The following is a 24548-nucleotide window of genomic DNA, read 5'->3' on the forward strand; positions in this document are numbered from 1 at the left end:
TATCCAGATCGCTGTTAATCTGCAGTTTTCTTAGCGCTGACAGGTTTTTTAGTTGGCGCTTTTTTTGCTGTCTTTTTTTTTGCTGTTGTCTTTTTCGTTGGGGCCTTTGGTGGGGTCGCCTTCTTCTCCGGCGGGGTAATCACCTTCTCCCAACCACATTCAGGTTGTGGACAGCGCTGAACAGTCCCAAAGCGTTTAGTGGTTTTGATCTCGGTAAGGGGCCAGGCACATTTCGGGCAGGGTTCGCTGGTGGGGGGATTCCACAGGGCGTATTTGCATTTGGGGTAGCGATTGCATGAATAGAATATTTTCCCGTAGCGGCTTTTTTTCTCCATCATTTCGCCATCACCACATGATGGGCAGGCGATACCTAATGATTTGGGTTTTTCCAGGGGTTGAATGTTCTTGCATTCCGGGTAGCCGCTACAGGCAAGAAACTTGCCAAACCGCCCCGACTTGATCAACATCGGACTCCCGCACTTATCACACTTCTCGTCGGAAAATGCCGGCTCTTCGGCCTCTTCCGCCTGACCGGCAAGGGGTTCGGTATGGCGACAGTCGGGGAACCCGGAGCAGGCCATAAAGCGCCCTGCGCGCCCCAGCTTAATGACCAGCTCCTTGCCACATTCTGGACAGGTCTTGTCGGTTTTTTCGGTGGTTACATCGGCTTTGCTGACCTCTTTTTCCTTGAGTTTGAGAAGCTCGATGAAGGGTTTCCAGAACTGACGAATGGCTGGAACCCAGGTTTTTTCACCACGCGAAATGGCATCCAGTTCCTCTTCCAGGGCAGCGGTAAAGTCATAGTCGACATACTGGCTGAAGTGCTCGGTCAGCAGTCGGGTGACCACTCGTCCGGTGTCCTCAGGGAAAAATGTGCGCTTTTCCAGGTGCACGTATTTACGGGTGACCAGGGTGTTCATGATGCTGGCGTAGGTAGAGGGGCGGCCGATGCCGTATTCCTCGAGACTTTTAACCAGGCTCGCTTCGGTAAATCGCGGCGGCGGTTGAGTGAAATGTTGTTGGGGAAGCAGTTGTTCCTTGTGCAATTCTTCCCCCACGCTCAAGGGTGGCAGCAATCCTTCCTGTTGTTCGTCCTCCTGCTGATCAGTGCCTTCAATATAGAGGGTCATAAAGCCGGGGAAGCGAATCACCTGACCGGTGGCACGAAAGCTGTAGTCAGTGCCGGCACCGATATCAACGGTTGTAGCATCAAAAATCGCCTGCGCCATCTGTGATGCGACGGTACGCTTCCAGATCAGATCATAAAGACGGAACTGATCGGAATTGAGGAAGGGCTTGAGGGTTGCCGGGGTGCGCATCAGCCCGGTTGGGCGGATCGCTTCATGAGCTTCCTGAGCGTTTTTACTTTTATTGCGGAAAAAACGGGGCTTTGCCAACGCATATTCGGCGCCATACTGCTGCTCGATTAGCAAGCGTGCTTCGCTGGTCGCGGTCTCTGACAGGGCGACCGAATCGGTTCGCATGTAAGTGATCAGCCCCTGGGTGCCGTCACTAACAGTGATCCCCTCATAAAGTTTCTGCGCGACACTCATGGTTTTGCGGGCTGAAAAACCGAGCTTGCGGCTGGCTTCCTGCTGCAGGGTGCTGGTGGTGAAAGGCGGCGCAGGGTTGCGTTTGCGTTCCTTTTGCTCCAGTTTGTCAACCACAAAACGAGCCTGCTCCAGTTCGCTGAGGATCGCGTCGGTCTGCTGTTTGTCAGCAAGGGCAAACTTGTCAAGTTTCTTACCCTTGTGGGCATGGAGCTTGGCATTGAACGTCGTTTTTTGAACGTTGGCAAGAATCGCCTCAATACTCCAGTATTCTCGCGACTCAAAGGCTTCTATCTCGTCCTCACGTTCACAGATCAGGCGCAGGGCAACAGATTGAACGCGACCGGCAGAGAGCCCATAGCGGATTTTTTTCCAGAGAAAGGGGGACAAGTTAAAGCCGACCAGATAATCGAGGATGGAGCGTGCCTGCTGGGCATCGACCATAGTGCGGGAAATGGCGCGGGGTGCGGCCATCGCCTCAGTGATGGCGGATTGGGTGATTTCATTAAAGGTGACGCGTTTGACCACCGGGTTCTTGGCCCCTTCATCGAGGCCCAAGGCCTCCAGCAGGTGCCAGGCGATGGCCTCTCCTTCGCGGTCCAGGTCAGTCGCAAGAATCAGTTCAGAACTTTTGGCAACTTCTTTTTTCAGGGCAGCGATGTGTTTGCTGCTCTCGGGGAGGATCTGATAATTGGGTTTGAAATCGTTTTCAGTGTCCACGGACCCCTGTTTGCTGGGCAGGGCGCGGACGTGTCCATAGGAAGCAAGAACCTTATATCCCTTGCCAAGAAATTTCTCGATGGTTTTAGCTTTAGCCGGTGATTCGACAATGACCAGTGATTGAGCCATTTACATCCTCTATATGTTGCCGCCAGCAGCAGCGACAGTGATGAAAAGAAAAAAGGGTTGCAGCCGTAGCACAACCCTTTGAAACCTGGCGGTAGATGCACTCCCGGTCGTTCTTGGGAAGGACACCGGTTTTGCGTGACCGGAGGTTGGCGGTGCGCCACCGGGAGCGTCTTCTGATCTTTATACAGCGTGGGCGATCAGATTGACAATCGCGCTACTGCGCTCGTTCAAAAGACCAAAGACCTCCTGATCGTTCGTTGGCATCATCTATGGAGCCGTTAAAGGGCTGCCAGGGAACCACGAATATAGTTGCCTCCGGGAAGTTGTTTCGCCCCTCCTCGAAGCTCCAAGTCGAGTAAAATAGCGGAAAGGCTCATGGGAGTCAAGGCGCATTTCCGCGCAATTTCGTCGTGATGCAAGGGGATTTCGCCGAGCAACTGATAGACTGCCAGGCTCGCCGGACTGAGATTGACCGGGGGGGCGGGGGCAGGGGGCGGGGTCATCAATACAGGGTTCAGTTTGCCTGGAGCGGATTGTTCCGGCCAGAGCGCCTGGAGAATATCGTTGCTGTCAGTAACCAGTTGTGCCCCGTCCTTGAGTAACTGATGAGGGCCCTGGCTGTTGGGGTGATTGATGGCGCCGGGGGTGGCAAAGAGTTCGCGTCCCTGCTCCAGGGCAAAGTCTGCAGTGATAAGTGAACCACTGCCGGCGGCCGCTTCAACAATCAGTACTCCACGTGCCAGGCCGCTGATAATCCGGTTGCGACCGGGAAAATGTCTGGCGACAGGGCCGGTACCGGGGGGATGTTCACTGATAACCGCACCCTGTTCGATGATCTGATGATAGAGGCGCGTGTTTTCGCGTGGGTAAATATGGTCAACACCACAACCAAGAACTGCAATGGTGTTGCCTTGGGCATCCACCGCCCCCTGGTGAGCGGCGCTATCGACGCCTCGCGCCATGCCACTGACAATACAGATCCCCTGGGCCGCCAGTTTGGCGGCCAGCTCCCGTGCAAATTCCCGTCCCGCAAGCGTAGCTTTACGTGATCCAACAATGGCAAAGCTTTCCCGTTCGGGCAGCGTGCCACGAATATAGAGTAATGCCGGGGGGTCGTAGATGGTTTTCAGCAAGGCGGGGTAGGTATCATCCCAGTAGCTGATGATGCGGATGTCCTGGGTGACGATTTTTTCCTGCATCGCGCGCAGGTCTGGTGCTGTCGGGCTGAGCAGGCCGGCGTGCAGATCGGCACGAACCCCCGCTTGCTGCCAGGCGCGGCTGGTGGCGTTTACTGCGGCGCTGAAACAGCCAAAGTGACGATAAAGCTTGAACAGAGCGGCACGGCCAATGCCCGGATTCATGTGCAGTCGTAGTAAATCCAGCTGCGCTTGTCTCATCTGTCCCCCCTGGCGTGGATGAGATTATTGATCGGTGGGGTTCATTTTATGAAAAAAGAGGATTGAAAAAATCAATCCTCTTGGATGGTTATCTGTTTGAGCGGGATGGCTCAGTCGGTTACAACCGTGATGCTGTTGCCGATAGCGGCTGAGTCCACACTCTTGATGATCAGCGCTGTTGCTGTCGTGTCGCGAGTCTCGGTGACGATGGCAGCGCCAATAACTTCTTCGGGCAGGTCAAGAGGTTCGGCACCTTTGAGAGCCTCATCAGTGATCTGGCCTGGGCGCGAGATATACAGAAGGTTGCCGACTGCCAGTTCATTGTTGCGCCCGAGATCGACAAAGATGATATCACCGGTCGAGATGGTTCCCTTTTCATCCTGAGTAGCAACAATGACGCCGGTGTCTTGCGTTGTACCGCGCTGCAGCGCGATGTCGCGCCGCGGTGGATCGTAGTAAAACAGCTCTGCCCCACGGGTGATTTCGCGAAACGCCCGGTCAATCTGGCCAACAACGGTCTGGCCTCTGACTTCAGAAACCTTCACAGAACCGAGGTTGTACATCATGGTGCCGATATGTTGCTTCCTGTTCGTAGGGTGCACCACACTGTCACCGCGCTGGTAGAGTCCAAACGAATCTCCTGCGCGGGCGATCGTGCCGTCATTCATGGCAACAAAAACCTTGTCGCTTTCAGTCAGCAGAACGCGATTGTCGGTTGCGTCAACCAGTTGCCCCTGGGACTGTTCATCCACCAGGATAAAGCCGTTGCCGCGGGTGGCAACGGTAATTGAAAAAATTTCATCGACGGGTTCGCCGGCCGGTGTTTCCGCCGTGGGGGCTGTATCTTTCTGGATGTAAGCGGGAAGGATTTCAAGTCGTCCATCAAGAATGCGGATCTGCTGCCCCGGGAAGATCAGGTGCGGGTTGGTGATAAGTTCCGGATTGTCCGCCCAGATATTCGGCCAGTAGAAAGGGTCCTCGATGAAACGCTGGGACAGATCCCAGAGGGTATCCCCCTTTTTAATCGTGTAGATTTCGCCGCGCTGGGCAAAAGCCGAGGTGGCGACCACAGAAAAAGTCAGTAACAGAATCAGGATGAGTAATCTGCAGGTGATTGTCCGTGTCATCAGTTCCCTCGCTGCCGGGAATTCAGGTCACTGTCAGTTTGCGACGCTTCATTCCGGATCAGTAGTTGCGCTTCAGGGCTATCGGGATAGCTGGTCCGCAACTGTTCAACAATATTATCGGCCTGGTTGTTGAGCCCCTGCCGGCGGTAAATAGCTGCCAGTTGCATCAGTGCTGCCGGAGCTTTGAATTGCGCCCTGGGATCGGTAATAATCCGGCGCAGGGTTGTTGTCGCCAGATCGTTTTTGCCCTGGGTTGATTGTGCTTGTGCCAGCCAGTAACGGGCATTGGCTGAATGCTGGTGGTCAGGAAACTCCCGCAGGAAAAATTCAAAACCACCCTCGGCGCTGTCGGGGCGTCCACTGGCAAGATGTGAAAAAGCATCAAGATAGGCAGCAACCGCTGGATTGAGTTCAATCTGTGAGACTGTGCTTGGTGGCGGGGCAGGAATGTCCGCAGGCGGCGTCGCCGAAAATATAAGTGCTTCGACGGGATCCGACTCCTCTAACTTCATTTCCTCAATGCCCATCACCTCCTGCAGCAACATCATCCGGCGACTCAGAAGCTGCAATTGCTCTGATTGCTGCTCTTGCTGCTGGCGAATCTGCTGGAGCTGTTCGCTCAGGGCGATAGAAGGCACCACGGCAGGTGCGGGGGCACAGGAACTCAAGAGCGCTACGAGCACGACCAGAGCCACTGAGTTTGACAGATGGCGGATCAGTGAAGAACTTATGAAGCCAGACTTTTCCATAAACACTCAATGTTAATAGAGAATGAATACTAATTTGTAAAAATTATAGGCTTAAGGGCAGGTTGTCAAGCTGGAAAAATGAGAGGCTTCCAAAAAAGCATAAGGAAAAACACGATCAAATACCTAGAGGATGTCCTGTTTTAAACGCAAAAACTCTTCTCTGGTGATCAGCCCCTGTTCCAGCATACGGTTCAGTTCCGTTAATTCTGCGATTTGATGGGATGAGGGAGCGGGCAGTTGTTTGATCTCTCCGTCAGGGCCGACATCGATCATGCGCGGCGGTTGGGAGTGGTTATCCTGGTGGCCGACACGCAGGGTCGCCATTCCTCCCATCAGGCTGATTTCGACGCTGCGGTTTTGAAACGCCGGGTCGTTCATGATGTCGCGCAGGCGGCGTTTGCCGGCCTTGGCACGACGGTAGAAATAATAGCCGGAGGCAATGACCAGCACCAGACCGATCCCCAGAATCCACCAGCGCAGGTCGTAGATCCCCTTAAACAAGATGACGGAACTGATTAAGCCGACGATCAACAGGATATGGAATAATATGATAAGGGTGATGACCACTACGCTACTGAACATCGACCGGGTCTGTTCCTCTTTGCTCTGCATATTTAACGCCTAAACGATAATGCCCGGCACCCGGCGCGCCCGATCATCAATCTAACGCTGCGTAAAAAGCAGAGTTTGTGCTATGATGGCAAGGGTGGTCGGTGTTAAATAAAGGTGCCTGTGGCTTTGAGTTTCTATCCTAACCCTTCCTTGATGAACGGGCAAGATATGGCTGTTGCATTCCCCCTGCAAATTTTTTTTGATGGTTCGTGTCGGGTTTGCAGTGCCGAAATGGAAAGCTATCGGCGTAAAAATCCGGATGATCGTCTTGAGTTCGTTGATATCAGTGATGAGCATTTCAATCCGGATGTCTACGGCAAATCTCTTGGTGACTTCATGTCAGAGCTCCACGTACGTGATGCCCAGGGTAACTTTACTACCGGTATCGACGCCTTTATTGCGATCTGGCAGGCGTTTCCCAGTGGCTCGGTCTGGCGGCTGGCAGCGGCGTTTTGCGGTTTGCCCGGGGTCTATTCCCTCGGTCGCGGCGGCTACCGGGTTTTTGCCCGCTGGCGGCACCTGTTGCCACGGCGGCGGCAAGACTGCGAAGCCGACTCGTGTTCTCTCAATCATGAGAAAACTGATCGCACCAAAGGGGAACATTGATGCCGGTGCTGGGCGTTGATATTGGCGGGAGTGGTATCAGGGCGGCTCTGGTTGATGTGGATAAAGGAACGATTCTGGAAGCGCCGCTGGAGGTTCCTACGCCGCGTCCGGCTGTCCCTGGGGCGATCGCTGACAAGGTGTCCGCATTGGTGTCTGCCCTCAACTGGCAGGGACGCGTCGGTATCGGTTTTCCAGCGGTGATCCGTAACCGGGTGGTGGGTACTGCGGCCAATATTGACGCCGGCTGGATCGGCATTGATGCTGTCGATCTGTTTGGCAGTGCCATTCCGGGTGAGTGCGTCGTTCTTAACGATGCCGATGCCGCCGGTCTGGCGGAAATGCGTTTCGGTGCCGGTGTGGGCCATGATGAAACGGTGCTGGTTTTGACCCTGGGAACGGGTATCGGTTCGGCTCTTTTTTATCGTCAGCAGCTGTTTCCCAATCTCGAGTTGGGATCTTTTCCGTTACAAAGAGGTACTGCCGAGGAATACGCGGCGGCATCGGTACGGATGCAGGAAAATCTCAGCTGGCAGGAATGGGGCGCCCGCCTCAATCGGTTTTTGGGACCGGTGGAACGTTTATTGTCGCCGGATCTGATCATTATCGGTGGCGGGGTCAGTCAGCGCAGTGATCAGTTCTTTCCCTATCTGCAGACACGTGCCCAGCTGGTGCCGGCGCGTTTGCTGAATCATGCCGGGATTGTCGGTGCCGCCTGTCACGCTGCAATTGCTGACTGCTGAGGTTTTCAATCGCTTTTGGTAGTACTGTTCAACTAATATAGACCACGCCTGCTGTTTTTTCTTCTATTGATCATGCCGGTTCGTTAGCGACTTGCAGATGTAAGGACTTGTTTATGCCGATTCGTATCGCCTGCCACCATGTGACCCGTTATCTCTTTGATAAGCCGACCCAGATTTATCCCCACGTGTTGCGTTTGCGCCCGGCTCCCCACTGTCGCACCCCGATCCAGGCCTACTCCCTCAAAATTCTGCCGGAAGAGCACTTTATCAACTGGCAGCAGGATGCCTTCGGCAATTATCTCGCCCGCCTGGTATTTCCCGAACCGAGCAAGGAGCTGTCGATCGAGGTAGAGGTGGTTGCCGATATGGTCGCCTATAATCCCTTCGATTTCTTCATTGAAGAGTATGCTGAAGAATATCCGTTTGAGTATACCCGCCAGGAACGCACTGAGCTGGTTCCCTATCTTCAGAAGATCCATGCCGGGCCGCGCTTGTCGCGCTGGCTGGAAAAAGTCGATCGCGGGCCAATGATCACCGTCGATTTTCTGGTCGAGGTTAACCGTCGTTTAAATCAGGATATCGCTTATTCGGTACGCATGGAACCCGGCGTCCAGACCTGTGAAACAACTCTGCGCCTGGCCCTTGGTTCCTGCCGTGATACTGCCTGGTTGCTGGTGCAGATTTTGCGCCATCTGGGGTTGGCAGCGCGTTTTGTCAGTGGTTATCTGGTGCAGTTGAGCGCCGATGAAAAGTCCCTTGATGGACCTTCGGGGCCGGAGGCTGACTTTACCGATCTGCATGCCTGGGCCGAGGTGTATATCCCCGGTGCCGGCTGGGTCGGTCTTGATCCCACCTCCGGGCTGCTTGCCGGAGAAGGACATATTCCGCTGGCCTGTACCCCCCATCCGGCGAGTGCAGCACCTTTGACCGGTGCGACCGGGCCCTGTGAAGTAAGCTTTGAATATAGTAACACCGTCCATCGTCTCCACGAAGATCCACGGGTGACCAAGCCCTACAGTGACGATCAGTGGCAGTTGATCAACGCCCTGGGCCAAAAGGTAGAAGAGGATCTGGAGGCCGGGGATGTCCGTTTAACCATGGGCGGCGAGCCGACCTTTGTCTCCATCGATGATATGGAGAGCGACCAGTGGAACACCCACGCTGACGGCGAGCACAAGCGCAAGCTGGCCCATGACCTGGTGTTGCGACTACGTGAAGCTTTTACCAGCGGGGGTCTGTTGCATTATGGCCAGGGCAAATGGTACCCCGGTGAGCCGTTGCCGCGCTGGGCTTATAACTGCTTCTGGCGCCAGGACAAGCAGCCGATCTGGAAGAATCCAGATCTGCTCGCCGATATCCGCAAGCCGGGGACCGTGGAGCAGGACGTGGCTCAGCACTTTGCCGCGCGAGTTGCCGAGCGTATTGGAGTCAAGGACCATTTTCTTGTTCCCGGTTACGAAGATCCCCTCTACTGGCTCTGGAAGGAAGGCACCACACCGGTAAACCTCGACCCGGGGGTAGCCAATTTAAAAGACAGCATGGAGCGTCGCGCACTGGCAAAGGTATTGACCCACGGGCTTGATCAGCCGGTCGGATATGCGTTGCCGCTACGTTGGGACCTCCTCGAGGAACGCTGGATCAGTGCAGACTGGGATTTTCGCCGCGAGCAGATGTACCTGATTCCCGGTGATTCAGCCATGGGTATGCGTTTGCCGCTGGATTCCCTGCCCTGGGTTGCTCCGGAAAAACGGGAGCCGTTTTTGGAACAGAGTCAGTTTGCGTCTTTGCCGCCCCTGGGGGATTTTCCTCAGTCATCCTGGTCACCGGAAGCTCCCGGGCAGGTTGTGGAAACCGAAGAACAACTCAAACTCGAAGAGATTCCCCATACCGCCATCTGTTTTGAAGTACGCGACCGCCGTCTGTATCTCTTTATGCCCCCCCTGCCGGCCCTTGAGCAGTATCTTGATCTGATTGCCGTGATTGAAGCGACGGCGGCAGAACAGGGATTGCCGGTGGTGATCGAAGGCTATGAACCGCCGCGCGACTGGCGCATTGAGCGCTTGAGTGTGACCCCCGATCCGGGCGTCATTGAGGTCAACATCCACCCCGCCAAAAGCTGGCAGGAAATTGTTGAAAATACCACGCGTCTTTACGAAGAGGCGCGCCAGTGTCGACTGGGGACGGAAAAATTCATGCTCGATGGTCGTCATACCGGTACTGGTGGTGGTAACCATATCACCCTGGGTGGAGCAACCCCGGCGGACAGTCCAATGCTGCGCCGCCCTGATCTGCTGCGCAGCCTGATAACCTACTGGCAGCATCATCCGGGGCTTTCCTATCTGTTTTCGGGCATGTTCATGGGGCCGACCAGCCAGGCCCCGCGCATCGATGAGGCCAGGGATGATTCCCTTTACGAGCTGGAGATTGCTTTTGCCCAGATGCCGGAAGGGGAGGTGGCTGCTCCCTGGCTGGTGGACCGGTTGCTGCGTAACCTGCTGATTGATGTGACCGGCAATACCCACCGCGCCGAATTCTGTATTGATAAACTCTATTCGCCGGATGGGCCGGCGGGTCGCCTCGGAATCCTCGAATTGCGCGCTTTTGAGATGCCACCCCATGCGCGCATGAGTCTGGTGCAGAACCTGCTGTTGCGCACCCTGGTCGCCTGGTTCTGGCGCGAGCCTTATACCCATAAACTGGTCCGCTGGGGGACCTCATTGCATGATCGCTTCCTGCTCCCCTGGTTTGTGGCCCAGGACATCAAAGAGGTGATGGCCGATCTGAAGCGCGCCGGCTATCCGTTCCAGTTCGACTGGTTTGACCCCTTCTTTGAATTCAGGTTTCCCCGTTACGGGACGGTTCAGATTGACAATATCGAGATGGAATTGCGCTTTGCCATCGAACCCTGGCATGTGCTCGGTGAAGAAGTCACCAGTCAGGGCACCTCGCGCTATGTTGATTCCTCGGTTGAGCGGCTCCAGCTGCACGTGACCGGGCTGACCGAAGAGCGCTATGTCATTGTCTGCAACGGCGTGCGTCTGCCATTGCGTAGCACCGGGCGGCGCGATGAGTTTGTTGCCGGTGTCCGCTATCGCGCCTGGCAGCCCCCTTCAGCGCTGCATCCAACAATCAGGCCCCATGCCCCGTTGGTTTTCGATGTGATCGATACCTGGAACGGTTGTTCCATTGGCGGTTGTTCCTATCATGTTTCCCACCCCGGTGGACGCAGCTATGATGTTTTCCCTCTGAACCCGCTGATCGCGGAGTCACGCCGACGTTCCATGTTTACGGTGACTGAGCATACCCCGGGAAGGCTGGCACCCCACGCCGATTTTGGCAGCCTCGGACGCTTCTTCCCGAACGGATCAGTGCTCGGGCCGATGGCACCGCCACCGATTGACATTGATGATGAATTTCCCTTGACCCTGGACCTGCGCCGTCACCGTCAGGGTTGATGACAAGCGCGTTAACCAACACATATGTGGTGAGAGTTTATCCTTGATAAATGAATCTGTAACAGCTGATCCAACACCTGCCGTCGCCGAAATTTACCGCGCTATTGTCAACGCAGCGGCTACCGGGACTTTCCCCGATCATTGGCAGCGGTTGCAACAGAATCTTGAGAAAATGGGTCCGCGGGTCCACACCCGCTTTCGCGAGGCGCAGCGGTTATTGCGGGAAAACGGAGCCATCCACAATGTCTTTGATCAGAGCAACAATACCCGCGCCTGGCAGTTTGACCCGCTGCCGCTGATTTTCAGCGTCGCTGAGTGGGCTCAGCTTGATCAGGCCCTGGTTCAGCGCGCCGAGCTGTTTAACCTGATTCTCCGGGACATCTATGGTCCGCGCAAGCTGATTGAGAATCGGCTGTTGCCCCCGGAACTGGTCTTTCCACACGGGGGCTTTCTCTATCCTTGTGCAGATGGTAATTTTCCCGAATCACAGCAACTTAATCTGTTTTCCTCAACCATTGCCAAGGGTACTGACGGCAATTTCTGGGTTGTCGATGATCATGTTAGCCCGCCTTTTGGCGCCGGCTATTCTCTGGAAACCAGGGTGATCATGACACGCAGCTTTCCGCAGTTGTTTGACGGCTTAAGGGTGCACCGACTGGCGCAGTTTTTTCGTGCCGTGCGCCAGCGCTTTGGCCAATTGGTCAGGCACAACCAGGATGACCCCCGGATTGTCGTCCTGACTGCAGGCCCGACCCACCCCGATTACTTCGAACATGCCTACCTGGCCTCTTACCTTGGCTACCCGCTGGTGCAGGGGGGCGATCTGGTGGTGCGCGACAGTTGTGTCTGGTTGAAATCGGTCGATGGCCTGCGCCAGGTTGATGTGATTTTTTCGCGGCTCGAGGATGACGCCAGCGACCCGCTGGAACTGCGCAGTCATGGTGGTGGCGTTCCCGGTTTGCTGCAGGCGGTGCGCCGGGGCAATCTGGCAATGGTCAATCCGATCGGCAGTAGTGTGCTCGCCAATCCGGCCCTGATGGCTTTTTTGCCGGGTATCTGCCGCTATTTTCTTGGAACCGACCTGAAGATGCCATCGATTGCGACCTGGTGGTGCGGACAACCGCGTGAGTGTAAATATGTGCTGGAAAATCTTGATCGTTTAATTATCAAGCCGATTCAGCCATTGGCCAATCTGCCGAAATCAGCACCGGGACGGATGACGGATACTGAGCGGCAACGCTGGTGCGAACTGATCAGTGCCAACCCACGTCTGTTTGTTGGCCAGGAGCAGGTTGATTATGTTGCTTTTCCTTGCTACGAGGAAAAAAAACTGGCAACCCGCCAGAGCCTGGTCAGTCTCTACGTCACCGCCCACAACGACAGTTACCTGGTGATGCAGGGAGGCTTGAGCCGGGTTGCTGCCGCCGGCGACAATCTGCTGGTTTCCGGACAACGGGCCGGCAGTATCAAGGACACCTGGGTGCTGACGCTGGAGCCCCACCAGCAGGTGAATCTGTGGTTGCGGTCAACCACTGATGTGACCCTTTCACCGCACTTTGCGCCCTTGCCCAGCCGCGCAGCCGAGAATCTGTTCTGGGCCGGGCGTTATGCCGAGCGCACCGAGCAGACAGCGCGGCTGCTTCGCTCAGTTCTGTTCAAGCTGCGTGAGGTCAGGGAATTCGATGATCCTGATGATCGTATCAGCCTGAATCATCTGCTCCAGGCGTTGACACACGTCACTTTGACTTATCCCGGCTTTACCGGCAAAGATGCGCAGCCGAAACTGGACGATCCGCGCTCTGAGCTGTTGTCGCTGATCCGCGATATTGATCGCCCCGGAAGCCTGCGTTCATCATTGCGCAGCCTGGGCCGTTCGGCCGTGGCTGTCCGCGATCTGCTTCCCGAAGATGCCTGGCGCATGGTCGATAAGATGCAATCGTGGAATCCACGCATTGGCAGGGCATTGATTGGCAGTGGCCGGATGTATGACAGCGTTCAGCAATTGGTGTTACAGCTGTCTGCTTTCAGTGGGTTGGCTTATGAAAACATGGCGCGGGAAACCGCCTGGCTGCTCCTGAATATCGGTCGGCGACTTGAGCGTGCCCTAAATTTAATTGATCTGCTGAGTGAGACCCTGGTGCCTTGCTACGACAGCGCTACAGAAGCGCGGATTATGGAAACGGTGCTGTCAAGCTGCAACAGCCTGGTGGTCTTCCGGCGACGCTATCGTTCTTTTATGCAGTTATCACCGATTCTCGAACTTTTGTTGCTGGATGCGGACTACCCAAGGGCCCTGGCCTGTCAGATGCGGCAGTTGAAAAAGCATATCAGTGAACTGCCCCATGAAGCCAACATCCCGGCAGTGGGTCAGGATGAAGCGATTATCTCCGCCGCCCTGGAGCAATTGCTGGCGACGGATCATAAAGCCCTGACCCGACAGATTTCCGACAGCGGCACCTATCCCCTGCTCGAAGAACTGCTGACAGATCAGAAAAAACGACTGCAGCAGCTTTCGGACAGTCTGACCCAACTTTACTTCAGCCCGACACTGGCACTGCAGCAGTTCGGCTCACCGCTGCGGGAATTGGCCCTATGAAATACCGTATTCGTCATGTGACGCGCTATCAATATAGCGAAGCGGTGAACCTGTGCCGTAATGAAACCTGCCTTCTGGTGCGCCAGACCGAGCACCAACGCTGTCACAACAGTGTGCTGCAGATCAGCCCCGAAGCGACAGACATCCATGAGCGCAGCGATTTTTTCGGTAACCGCAGAACCCACTTTGCGATTCAGCAACCCCATCAAGTGTTGACAGTGACGGCCGTCAGTGATGTTGAGGTCTTCCCGCGGGTGTATCTGCAGAAGCCCGAGCAGTCCCACTCCTGGGAGACGGTTGTCGAGATGTTGCGTACCCAGCGTACTCCGGATATTGTCGCAGTGATGCCGTATCGTTATGCTTCACCGCTGGTTCCCCTGTTGCCGCCACTGGCTGATTACGCGCGCGGCTCAATGACTCCCGGTCGCCCTTTGCTGGCCGCCACCATGGAACTGATGCAGCGAATCTATCGGGATTTTTCCTATGACCCGACATCAACGACGATCGCAACGCCACTGGCGGAAGTTCTTGAAAAGCGGCGCGGCGTATGTCAGGACTTTGCTCACGTTGCTATTGGTTGTCTGCGCTCCCTGGGGCTGGCGGCCCGATATGTCAGCGGTTATATCGAAACCCTGCCACCGCCCGGCCAGGAGCGACTCATCGGTGCCGATGCGTCCCATGCCTGGTTTGCCGTTTATCTGCCGGGCCATGGCTGGCTTGATTTTGATCCGACTAATAACTACCAACCTCTGGAACAGCATATTACCGTTGCCTGGGGGCGGGATTTCTCTGACGTGTCGCCTTTGAAGGGGATTGCACTGGGGGGAGGCAAACATCAGGTTGTCGTTTCCGTTGATGTTGCAAGACAACCTGATCAACCCCTGTTGCTGCAGAAGCAACAGCAGAATCAGGGTCCATTAGCCTGATATGAGCAGCATTAAAATGTGTTTTTTGGCCCCTTAAATTAAATATAGGAGGACTCAATGAATTTCACTGGATATGATACCGAAGGTTTTTACGATGAGATGTTTGATGGTGACGGACATCCACGGCCCGGTGCCGATCTGCTGGTCCAGCGCATTAATGCGTTGCCCGATACAGAATTGCAGCGGCGTCAACAAGCGGCGGAAAAGGCGTTACTGAATCTGGGGATCACCTTTAACGTCTACAGTGATGAGGACCAGACGGAAAAAATTTTCCCCTTTGATATCGTTCCGCGAATCATTCAGGCCCAGGAATGGCAACATCTGGAAGTTGGTCTTAAACAGCGGATCCGTGCCCTTAATCTGTTTATCGACGATGTCTACCACGACCAGAAGATCCTCAAGGACGGGGTTGTCCCGGTCGATCTGGTGCTCTCGGCTGAGGGTTTCCGTAAGCCCTGTATCGGTCTGAATCCCCCCTGCGGCATCTGGTGTCATGTCACTGGAACTGATCTGGTACGCGGCGGTGACGGTGAATACTATGTTCTCGAGGATAACCTGCGCTGTCCCTCCGGGGTTTCATATGTGCTCGAAAACCGGCAGATCATGAAACGCACCTTCCCGTTGGTGTTTGATGCGTGCAGTGTCCAGCCGGTGACAGATTATCCGATTCGTCTGCTCGATATGCTGCAGGAAATGGCCCCGTCCGGAGTGCGTTCACCGGTATGTGTGGTCTGGACTCCGGGGATTTACAATTCTGCCTATTTTGAACACAGTTATCTTGCGCAGCAGATGGGCGTGCAGCTGGTTGAGGGGAGCGACCTGGTTGTCCACCGCGGTGAGGTGATGATGCGCACCACCAAAGGGCTCGAGCGGGTCGACGTGATTTATCGCCGAATCGACGATGATTTTATCGACCCCAAGGTGTTCCGGGCCGATTCCATGCTTGGCGTACCGGGCTTGATGGAAGCCTACAGTAAAGGTCGGGTGGCCCTCGCCAATGCTCCCGGATCCGGGGTTGCCGATGACAAGGCGGTATACGCCTATGTGCCCGAGATCATTAAATATTATCTGCAGGAAGACCCGATCATCAACAATGTCCCGACATACGCCTGCTGGCGTGAAGATGAGCGCAAATATGTACTGGAAAATCTTGATAAACTGGTGGTTAAGGCGGTTAATGAGTCCGGCGGTTACGGTATGCTGATCGGACCTCATGCCAGCGCTGCCGAGCGTGAAGAGTTCCGCCGGCGGATTATCGCCAAGCCCCGTATCTATATCGCCCAGCCAACCCTGTCGCTGTCGCGGGTGCCGGTGTTGATGGGCGATCATTTCGAGGGACGGCATGTTGATCTGCGCCCTTATATCCTGTGTGGCGATGATAATATCTATGTTATGCCCGGTGGTCTGACGCGGGTGGCGCTGAAGAAAGGATCACTGGTGGTCAATTCGTCGCAAGGCGGGGGGAGTAAAGATACCTGGGTGATTAATTCGATCGAAGGACCATCGCCCGAATCTCCACTGCAGGAGCCGAAAAAAGAACAGGACCAGAATCAGAATCAGGAGGATGAGCCATGCTGAGTCGGGTTGCGAATTCTATTTACTGGCTGAACCGCTATATTGAGCGGGCCGAAAATGTCGCCCGTTTTATTTCCGCCAACTACAATATGACCCTTGATCTCCCCGAGGATGCCAGCGATCAGTGGCAGCCTTTGATTAATACTACCGGCGATCACGAGTTGTTCAAAAAACTTTACGGGGAGGCAACCCGTGACAACGCCATCCGTTTTCTGATTTTTGACCGGCGTAACACCAATTCCATTTACTCCTGCGTGCGTGCCGCGCGGGAAAATGCCCGATCAATCCGTGAATATATCAGTTCCGAAATGTGGGAGCAGCTTAACACCTTTTATCTGATGGTCAATGCCGCCTCGGAAGAGACGGTGATGGATCTTCCCCATCAGTTTTCTGCTGAGGTGATGAATGCCAGCCATGCCTTTATCGGCATTACCGATGCAACCATGAATCATGGCGAAGGCTGGCATTTTGGACGCATGGGACGGATGCTGGAGCGCGCTGACAAAACCACCCGTCTGCTGGATGTGAAGTATTTCATCCTGCTGCCGTCGGTTGATTACGTCGGCAGCCCCTATGACAACATCCTCTGGGGAGCTTTGTTGCGTTCAGCCAGTGCCTTTGAGATGTACCGCAAGCAGTATGGGCGCATTGCCCCGCGCAATATTGCCAATTTTTTACTGCTTGACCGCAATTTCCCGCGCGCCGTCCATTATTCACTGGCAACAGCGATGAATTCCCTTAATGAGATCAGTGGTGGTCAGAGCGATTCATATACCAACAAGGCACAGCAGGCATTAGGGCGGTTGCTGGCGGAGTTTCAGTACGCGTCGTTGGAAGAGATTTTTGACTACGGCCTGCATGAATACCTCGACGTCACCCAGACCCGGATTAACCAGGTTGGCGAGACAATATACGAGGTGTTTTTCCGGATGAAGCTGGAAAACTGAGAGCGCGTTGGTTCCTGTTTCAACCGGCTGTCGGTTGTGTAAACTGAAACTCGGGGACGGTGAGCATTTAAGGGATCATCATGTGGTTAAGTGTCAGTTGTGATCTTGAGTTTGACATTTCGGTGGCGACCCCTTTTGTCCTTATGTTGCGGCCACGAAGTGGCGCTCAGCAATGGATAGCCAAAGAAGAGTACCGCCTGGTCCCCGAGGTGCCGGTGTTCGAATTTACCGATGGTTATGGGAACCTCTGTCAGCGGCTGATCGCGCCGCCGGGACATTTTGCCATCCACACCCTGGCCCAGGTGAAGACCGCAGATACCAGCGATCAGGCGGTGGGTGCGCCTTTTATCGAGATTCAGAATCTTCCCGATGGTGTGCTGGAGTTCCTGTTGCCGAGCCGTTACTGCGAGTCGGACCGCTTCGGTCAGATGGCGACGGAAATCACCGCCAATGCCCAGCCCGGTTATGATCAGGTGGCGGCGATTGAGGACTGGGTGCGAAACGTCATCCGCTATCTCCCCGGCAGCAGCGATATCCCGATTTCTGCGGTTGAAGTCAGTCAGCGCCAGTCGGGGGTGTGTCGTGACCTGGCGCATCTCTGCGTGGCATTGTGCCGCAGCATTATTATACCGGCGCGTTTTGTGGTCGGATATCTGGATGGACTTGAACCGATGGATCTGCATGCCTGGTTTGAGGCCTACGTCGGGGGTCGCTGGTACACCTTTGATGCCACCCAGACAGCTCACAGGGGTGGTTATGTGGCCATCGGTTATGGGCGTGATGCTGCCGATGTTGCCATTTATAACCAGTTCGGGCCGGCGGTGTATCCACTGGTTCAACGTGTCCTGGTCTGGCGCAATTAGCTCGCTTCCTCGTCCCTCCTTAAAACCGATAGCCCAGGCTGGTTCCCAGCAGATAAATATCCGTATTGTATGCTCCATTGGCAGTGCCCACCGAGGTTCCGGCAACCGCTGAACCAAGTTCATCACGCAGCTCATTCCGCTTGTTTCCGGTCTTATGATATTCGTAACCAAAAGCGCCGGCCAGGGTCCAGCGGTCGTATGACCATTGTGCGCCGAGAGTAAACAAGTGGGCATCGGTATCAGGTATCAGGGGTTCAAAGGTGCTTGAGGGAACGGCATTCTGACCGTATAAATATCCCGCCTTGAGTGAAATAGAGGGAGTGGCCTGAAAGCTGGACCCGATATTATAGCTCCAGGTTGCCCGCCAGTCCCGAGGGATAACCTCAGCACTTTGCCCGAAAACAGGCTGGTCAAGGTTGATGGTCAGGTTGCTGGTCGAGGACCAGTCCTCCCAGCGAACCCCCGCTTCCGTGGTGAATGTGTCCGTTACGATAACAGCAACGCCTGCGGTTGCTTGTGCCGGTAGACGAATGCGCGCCTCGCCGCTTGTGTCGGCAAAGGCGGTCGCGAGGATCGGATCTACTTGTGAGAAGACCGCCTTGCCTTTTACATCGATATCAATATGGCTGCGGTAAGCCATACCAATATGAACCCGATCATGGGCCTTGATATACAGGCCGAGATTGAAACCGTAACCCCAGCCGTCACCGGTAAACTTTTGATCGATGTCAGGCAAGGGACTACTAAGAGAGGGTAGCGCACCACCTATGCCACTACTGAGTTGCAGGTCTGTAATGACATAGGCCGCGGTCTGGTTGATTCTCTTGCGCAGATCAGCATCCATGTAAAGAGCGCTGAGCCCGGCGGCAACAGACAAACGAGATGTTGCTTTCCAGGAGATGACCGGATTCAGGTTCAGGGTAAAGATATCGCCCGACGTGCCCAGGTAGCGTCCTTCATAGCCATCATCCCAGGTGTTTGACAGGCCGAAAGGGAAAAAGGCGCCGAAGCCCGCAGTGAGTTGATCATTGATCTGATGGCTGTAATAGAAGGTCGATGGGACGTTCCAGCTGTTATCCCCGGTTGCAGATCCGCCGGAATCGAGCTTGATTTTTCTGTCGGCCTGGACGCCCGTGGTGCCGACTTCAACCTGAATCCCGGGGACATCGTTCAGCAGTGCCGGGTTAAAATAGACCGACGAGGGACCATTGGGCTGCGCCGTGACGGCATTGGCCTGGCCAAGGGCTGATGCCCCTTGGGTAAAAACGCCAAAGCCGGAAGCAGAAGCGGATCCGGAAAAAACGAATAAAATGATTATGCCGATTGCGAGTGGTTTCATGGCAGCCTTTCCTTGGCATCATTGTTTAACCCCCCGGACGATAATCAATGGTGTGTAAGTGAAGCCTTCAGGATCCTTCAAAAAGCGGGTCACATCCTCTTTAAAAGCTTGAAAATCTCCTTCATAGGCAGAAAAAGAACTGCCTGAGCGAACGGCAGCTACTTCGATCTTGGTCCTCCAGTTAAATAGGTCGACATCATTCGCTTCACCGTAAATCAAGTGATGAGCTTCCAGCATGCAGGCTATTTCAGTAAAGCCAAGATGACAAAGATGGCCATAAAGCCGTCGCCCCGCATAGGGATCGAAGTTGTGATTATCCTGCAACAGGGTCATGATGTCTTCAATCGTCTGCTGGATTTTGTGGTTGTGGCCATGGTGATTCAGGCAGTTATGATCCAGATCCCCCAGACAGATAATCCCCCCCGAACGCAGGGATGCCACACCGTTAAGAATAACCTGCTCTTGATTATTCTTGAAGTATTCCAGGAAAAAACGCGACCAGACGGCGTCGAACGGACGATTATCACGGTAGGGCTGGGCAATATCATGTTGTTTGAAACTCACCCAGGACATGTCATTGTGGCCACGGGCAATATCCAGGCGCTCCGGAGAAATATCCAGGCCGACGACTTCACCTGTCGGCCCGACCAGTTGCGCCAGGGCCTGGGTCGCTGCACCACTGCCACAGCCGACGTCAAGAACCCGCATGCCTTTGGTAATACCGGCCCAGGCGGCCTGACGTTTGACCGATTCTGTATTGGTTTTCAGCAGGAGTCGGTGCGCTTCCTGATCGCTTTCCATGAGATACAAGGTTTATTTTGCCTTTCTGTGTTCAATGCTGGCAACGCCCGAGTGCTGGTTGATGAAGTGCCGAATTGCCTTTAACACCTCCCCCGGCACTTCTCGGAAGCGGATAGCAAAGCCAACCTGATGCCGTGGGCTGACGGAAAACTTTTCGTTGTTGATCCAGGCAATCTCGCCGTGGATATGGACAAATTCCGAGTGGCCCGGCGGGCAGAGGGTCACGATGATGGATGCATGATAATCAACAACCTCGTCAGTGATGACATAAATTCCCTTTTCGCTGATGTCGGATGTTTTTCCGTGAAGGATTTTACGACCGTACTGCACCGACACCTGGGTCTGGAAAGGGATACGAAGAGGGCGATTATCGACAGGATTAAGGCCCTTTTTATCCTCGGTCTGGCTTCTCAGTGAGGATAGCAGGGCGCTGTTGTTTTCAATAATACGTAAAAAACAATCGACTATTTTGGGGTCAAAATGGCTTCCGGATTCTTTCTTTAAGAGCTGGATCGCAATGTCAAGCGGCATCGGGCGGCGGTAATGACGACGAGCCGTAATGGCCTCAAAAAAATCCGCCACCGCGATAATTCGCGAACCCAGAGGAATTTCCACTCCCTTCAGACCGCGCGGGTACCCGGAACCGTCCCAGTGCTCATGATGACAGCCGGCGATCAGAGGGATTTGTGCCTGGTGCTTGGGAAAGGGGATCTGGTTGAGGATTTTTTCCGTCTGGGCCGGATGGGTGTTGATAATGGCGCGCTCCTCAGTGGTCAATGGACCGTTTTTACATAAAATCGTGTCGGGTACGCCTATTTTACCGTAATCATGCAACAAACTCGCAATCCGGAGGGTGGTGACCTCCTCTTCACAGAGGCCCAGATCTTCTCCAATCATTTCGGTATAGCGGGTCACCTGCTCTGAATGTCCCGCAGTCAAGGAATCACGGGCATCTATCGAATCCGCCAGGACCTTGATGGTTTTTTCAAAGAAATTCTGAAGATTTTCGATCAGCTCGGCATTTTGCAAAGCGGCACCGATGACCGGTGCTATGCCCTGCAGCAGGGTCGTGTCACTTTTAATCAGAATTCGTCGGGATTTCTGATTGTTGACGGCAATAACGCCAAGGGAAACCCCTTCCACCATGATCGGACAACAGATGAAAGAGTCAATCCCCAGCCGGTCGACAAAGGCTTGAGATTTTTCAGAGAGCTTTTCTTTGATGTCACGGGTGGAATTGATAAGGATCGGTTTTTGTTGTTGAAAACATTGAACCAGCGGCCCTCCGCTGTTCACTTTGTTTAAATTGAACGAAGTTCCCTTCAATACGGTGTTGTCATCAAAGGAGTAGCCATAAGCCCGGCGAATCTCAAGACGTCTTTTTTCATTATCTGCCAATAAAATAGCGCCACAATCAAAATTAAGATGATCCTCCATGAGCCGTATGACGGCGGTTAAAACATCATCGGTTGATTGTTTCTTTGTCAGGGTGTTTCCCATGGCTTGTATCAAGTGGAGGTTTTGAGCCCTGGACGCGATTTCCTCGGCCAATCGATCGGAGCTGTCCCACATGGTTGTAAGGGCACGGTTCATTTCACGACGCTGTACAATCTCTCCACACAGGGCAAATAGTAGGATAAGAGCGAACAGAATGGGCAAAGTAACCAGGAGCGGATTTGAAAAACCTACAAACAGGCCGACGAAAAGGATCAGGATCGTCGCAATTGAGAAAATGTTTCTAAAGGCATTAAACAAGCCGACAAGGTTTTTTTTCCAGGTAATGATGTAGCGGCAACTTGCTCCACCTTCAAATACACACTCCGGGTGTTCAATCTGTGGTGTCCCGAGATTAAATCCGCTGATGATTGCTTCAAAAAAACCCATTCGATTTTGACATTGAAACAGTTTTTCGCTCATTTCAGGAAAAGGACGAACAGTAATTTCTACGCGATTGGAACAAAGCGGTCGGGTCAGGTATTCAGCTGAGCGTACAAAATTCTGGGTTATTTTATTGAGCAGTTGAAAGGTTTTCATCGGGCCGATCATGCCAAATGCGGCTTGTCGCATCGCACCAATGGCTCCGGGTGTCGCGGCGAATCGACCGGCTTCGCGAGCAATATTGGGGTTTTTAGTCAGCTGGATAGTTTTTTCGACAAAGCGATCTACTTGTTTCTGGGTAAACCAGGAACCTTCATCTATGATCTCACAATGTTCAATTTCAGCGTAATCAAAAATCTCTGATGTTGAGATATTTGGATACTTCTCTGCCAACAATAAAATGAAAACATTGAGAATTCTCGAATTATAAAGTTTTGGTTCATTTATCATCGGTCATACCTGCACAGCCAGTTCATGTATTCTTCAGAGCCAATCAACTTGTCAAGAATCCATAGTGTATAGACTTTTTCAGGTGTAAACCCTAAATGTGCGGCAGCTTCTGAAGGATAGAACATGACGGGATGATGTTCTTTTTTTAGTCTGTCAATGAAAAAACTCACTACAGAGCGCACTATGGCCGTTCCGATTGCCGGATCAGGGAATTGCAGAAAAAAGAATGTTGTAGTGTTGGAAAGTTCAGAGAGATTCAAACCACGCGAGGAAGATTGATAGTCTACCAGCGCGTAAAGATTGCCCTCGTACCTGAGTGAAAAAACTCGGCGCGTTCGTGAAAGGCCTGCTTCGCTATAGCGATTATGCATTTCGCTGCTCGCATATCTATCAATCGTAAGATCAAGCGCTTCAGGTAAAAGTCCGCCGGAGTGTTTCATATAAAAAGCAGTGAACTGTTGAATATCTAGTGGTGACGCAGGCTGAAGATCCCATTGATCCCATAAATGATCTTTAGTGTAGAAGGCTTCTGAGTTGCTGAAATAAGCGAAATCATCTAGAGAGGCCTTAGTTTTGTCGTTAGTATTTTCAGCGAAGTCTCCGAAAAAACGCCTTGGAAATTTATTTGACGGTCGGTAATAAGCGAGAATATAACGAATATTCATTGTTTCAAGTCGATAACTGTCGTTAACATAATCACTAAGTGCCCGCAAAACATTTAGGCCTGCCCGTTTGTTTTGCAGCGCGGCATGGTGTTGGCAGAGCCAGGTTTTGCTGTAAAGGTTCAGCATGGACATGTGACCCTGGATTTCCCCTGGAACCTGGTAGACAACGTGACGAAAAATTTTATTATTCTGTTTGTAAAGGATCTGATAGATCCGCTCATATTCTTTTTTGTGAGCAGCAATCTCAGCGTATTTTTCCGGGTAGATAAATCCACTTTGAAAGAAGAACTCAAAAAGTCTATCTGGATCAATCGGAACGTTTATGTAAGCTTTTTCATCACGCGCATGTTGAACCAGTTGACACAGTGTCAACTGATCGTTGTGAGACATGCTTAAAATAATCAGGCCAAAACGGACATTTTTGGGTTTTTCTTCTGACTGGTGGCGATAAACGACCTGCACCAGGGCGCTGAACATCTCGCTGCCGGCGATATAAATGACCAGGTCAGGAATAATCAGTCCTGGAATGAGTGTTAAGCTCTCGAGGGGTTCTTCGACCGAAAATCCAAGGCTACCAATGTCTGAAACTTTGAGCGTTGATTCTTTTCCGGTAATCGGGTGGGTAAAGCGTGCCTCTGGGAGAGGGTCAATTGATTGACGTCGTGTTCGGTTTTTTTTGGGGGCATAGCGGGAATACGATTCGTTTTCTGGTTGAATAATATAGCGATTGCTTCCCCTTTTTCTGGATACTGAAACAGTACCCGAGTAAATGTTTCTATTGCTTTTTGTAACGGTCATGGTTGCCGGTGAGGTTGGGGTCAGCCATGTCGTTTGCCAACTGGAATCGGGCATCAAGTCGATCAATATCCCATGGGGAGAATAATCAAGCAGGCAACCAGGAAAGGCAACACCGTTCTGTGTCAAGGTTGCGTAAAGGCCGGACTGACAAGAGAACCGTTGATGTTGTCGGGCGCCATCATCAACGGCAAAATCCGGAAGAACAAGCTGAATTCCCCGTTCGGTGAGTTGATAACTGTTCGGCACAAAAACGCAGGACTTATGCCCGACAGTGACGGTAATTTTGAGGATATTAAATGACAATAAAGAGAGAGAAAAATTATGATCTTTGATCCACAGGAGTTCCGTAGTGTCACCTGCGGTGGGCCCCGGCAGAGCCCTGGCAGTGATGAAGAAATCGTTAGCCGGCTGAAAAAAAGTGATCAGCAACGGCTGCTTAGAGTAATGAACAGCATTGATGAGGTTGATCAATTTTTTCTTGGTTATCCGTTGACCGGATGCTGCCGTCGGCAGCGAGATAATTTGACCAGTTGCTTCGTGCATTAGAAACTGTCCTCGTTACAGAAATATCACAGGGCTCATCTCGCTAGTGTTTGCAGATTTACGAGCATAATTCAAGTATGGA

The 24548-nt window shown here is 53.3% G+C and carries 17 protein-coding genes; 8 read left to right on the forward strand and 9 right to left on the reverse strand.

Annotation, left to right across the window (positions count from 1 at the left end):
• Window positions 1-14: 14 nt before the first annotated feature.
• From topA to AC1931_RS08250, 5 genes are all read right to left on the reverse strand, one after another.
• The gene (gene topA / locus AC1931_RS08230; protein ID WP_483876768.1) at window positions 15-2399 is read right to left on the reverse strand and encodes a type I DNA topoisomerase; all 2385 of its coding nucleotides are present in this window, start codon (window positions 2397-2399) and stop codon (window positions 15-17) included.
• Between the two features lie 278 nt (window positions 2400-2677).
• Window positions 2678-3796, reverse strand: a complete 1119-nt coding sequence (dprA, locus tag AC1931_RS08235; protein WP_483876769.1) for a DNA-processing protein DprA — start codon at window positions 3794-3796, stop codon at window positions 2678-2680.
• Window positions 3797-3906: 110 nt separating this feature from the next.
• Window positions 3907-4923, reverse strand: a complete 1017-nt coding sequence (locus AC1931_RS08240; RefSeq protein WP_483876770.1) for a LysM peptidoglycan-binding domain-containing protein — start codon at window positions 4921-4923, stop codon at window positions 3907-3909.
• Complete coding sequence (locus AC1931_RS08245) at window positions 4923-5672, reverse strand: tetratricopeptide repeat protein (protein WP_483876771.1); 750 nt, start codon at window positions 5670-5672, stop codon at window positions 4923-4925. The genes AC1931_RS08240 and AC1931_RS08245 overlap by 1 nt, the downstream gene beginning before the upstream one ends.
• A gap of 123 nt (window positions 5673-5795) precedes the next feature.
• Window positions 5796-6284 (reverse strand): SHOCT domain-containing protein, encoded by a 489-nt coding sequence (locus AC1931_RS08250; RefSeq protein WP_483876772.1) that lies wholly within the window; start codon window positions 6282-6284, stop codon window positions 5796-5798.
• Window positions 6285-6452: 168 nt separating this feature from the next.
• Between AC1931_RS08250 and AC1931_RS08255 the strand changes: the two genes are divergently transcribed.
• The 8 genes from AC1931_RS08255 (at window position 6453) to AC1931_RS08290 (ending at window position 17992) form a co-directional block, all read left to right on the forward strand.
• Window positions 6453-6890, forward strand: a complete 438-nt coding sequence (locus AC1931_RS08255; RefSeq protein ID WP_483876773.1) for a thiol-disulfide oxidoreductase DCC family protein — start codon at window positions 6453-6455, stop codon at window positions 6888-6890.
• Window positions 6890-7630, forward strand: a complete 741-nt coding sequence (gene ppgK / locus AC1931_RS08260) for a polyphosphate--glucose phosphotransferase (RefSeq protein ID WP_483876774.1) — start codon at window positions 6890-6892, stop codon at window positions 7628-7630. Before AC1931_RS08255 ends, ppgK begins: the two co-directional genes overlap by 1 nt.
• Window positions 7631-7743: 113 nt before the next feature.
• Window positions 7744-11085: a transglutaminase family protein gene (locus tag AC1931_RS08265; RefSeq protein ID WP_483876775.1), complete on the forward strand. Its 3342-nt coding sequence runs from the start codon at window positions 7744-7746 to the stop codon at window positions 11083-11085.
• A 43-nt stretch (window positions 11086-11128) separates the two neighbouring features.
• Window positions 11129-13681, forward strand: a complete 2553-nt coding sequence (locus AC1931_RS08270) for a circularly permuted type 2 ATP-grasp protein (protein ID WP_483876776.1) — start codon at window positions 11129-11131, stop codon at window positions 13679-13681.
• On the forward strand, window positions 13678-14607 hold the full coding sequence (locus tag AC1931_RS08275) for a transglutaminase family protein (protein WP_483876777.1): 930 nt from the start codon (window positions 13678-13680) through the stop codon (window positions 14605-14607). Before AC1931_RS08270 ends, AC1931_RS08275 begins: the two co-directional genes overlap by 4 nt.
• A gap of 57 nt (window positions 14608-14664) precedes the next feature.
• Window positions 14665-16185, forward strand: a complete 1521-nt coding sequence (locus AC1931_RS08280) for a circularly permuted type 2 ATP-grasp protein (protein ID WP_483876778.1) — start codon at window positions 14665-14667, stop codon at window positions 16183-16185.
• Window positions 16179-17129 (forward strand): alpha-E domain-containing protein, encoded by a 951-nt coding sequence (locus tag AC1931_RS08285; RefSeq protein WP_483876779.1) that lies wholly within the window; start codon window positions 16179-16181, stop codon window positions 17127-17129. Before AC1931_RS08280 ends, AC1931_RS08285 begins: the two co-directional genes overlap by 7 nt.
• Before the next feature lie 80 nt (window positions 17130-17209).
• Complete coding sequence (locus AC1931_RS08290; RefSeq protein WP_483876780.1) at window positions 17210-17992, forward strand: transglutaminase-like domain-containing protein; 783 nt, start codon at window positions 17210-17212, stop codon at window positions 17990-17992.
• A gap of 19 nt (window positions 17993-18011) precedes the next feature.
• Here AC1931_RS08290 and AC1931_RS08295 read toward each other — a convergent pair whose 3' ends face one another.
• From AC1931_RS08295 to AC1931_RS08310, 4 genes are read right to left on the reverse strand one after another with little or no spacing between them, the layout of a single operon-like run.
• Window positions 18012-19331, reverse strand: a complete 1320-nt coding sequence (locus AC1931_RS08295) for an OmpP1/FadL family transporter (protein WP_483876781.1) — start codon at window positions 19329-19331, stop codon at window positions 18012-18014.
• Between the two features lie 18 nt (window positions 19332-19349).
• The gene (locus AC1931_RS08300) at window positions 19350-20132 is read right to left on the reverse strand and encodes a methyltransferase domain-containing protein (protein ID WP_483876934.1); all 783 of its coding nucleotides are present in this window, start codon (window positions 20130-20132) and stop codon (window positions 19350-19352) included.
• Window positions 20133-20144: 12 nt separating this feature from the next.
• Window positions 20145-22460 carry an HD domain-containing phosphohydrolase gene (locus AC1931_RS08305; RefSeq protein ID WP_483876782.1) on the reverse strand — a complete coding sequence of 772 codons (2316 nt, stop codon included), beginning with the start codon at window positions 22458-22460 and terminating at the stop codon, window positions 20145-20147.
• On the reverse strand, window positions 22457-24466 hold the full coding sequence (locus AC1931_RS08310; protein ID WP_483876783.1) for a hypothetical protein: 2010 nt from the start codon (window positions 24464-24466) through the stop codon (window positions 22457-22459). Before AC1931_RS08310 ends, AC1931_RS08305 begins: the two co-directional genes overlap by 4 nt.
• Window positions 24467-24548 lie beyond the last annotated feature (82 nt).

The organism is Pelovirga sp. C15f (assembly GCF_057178085.1).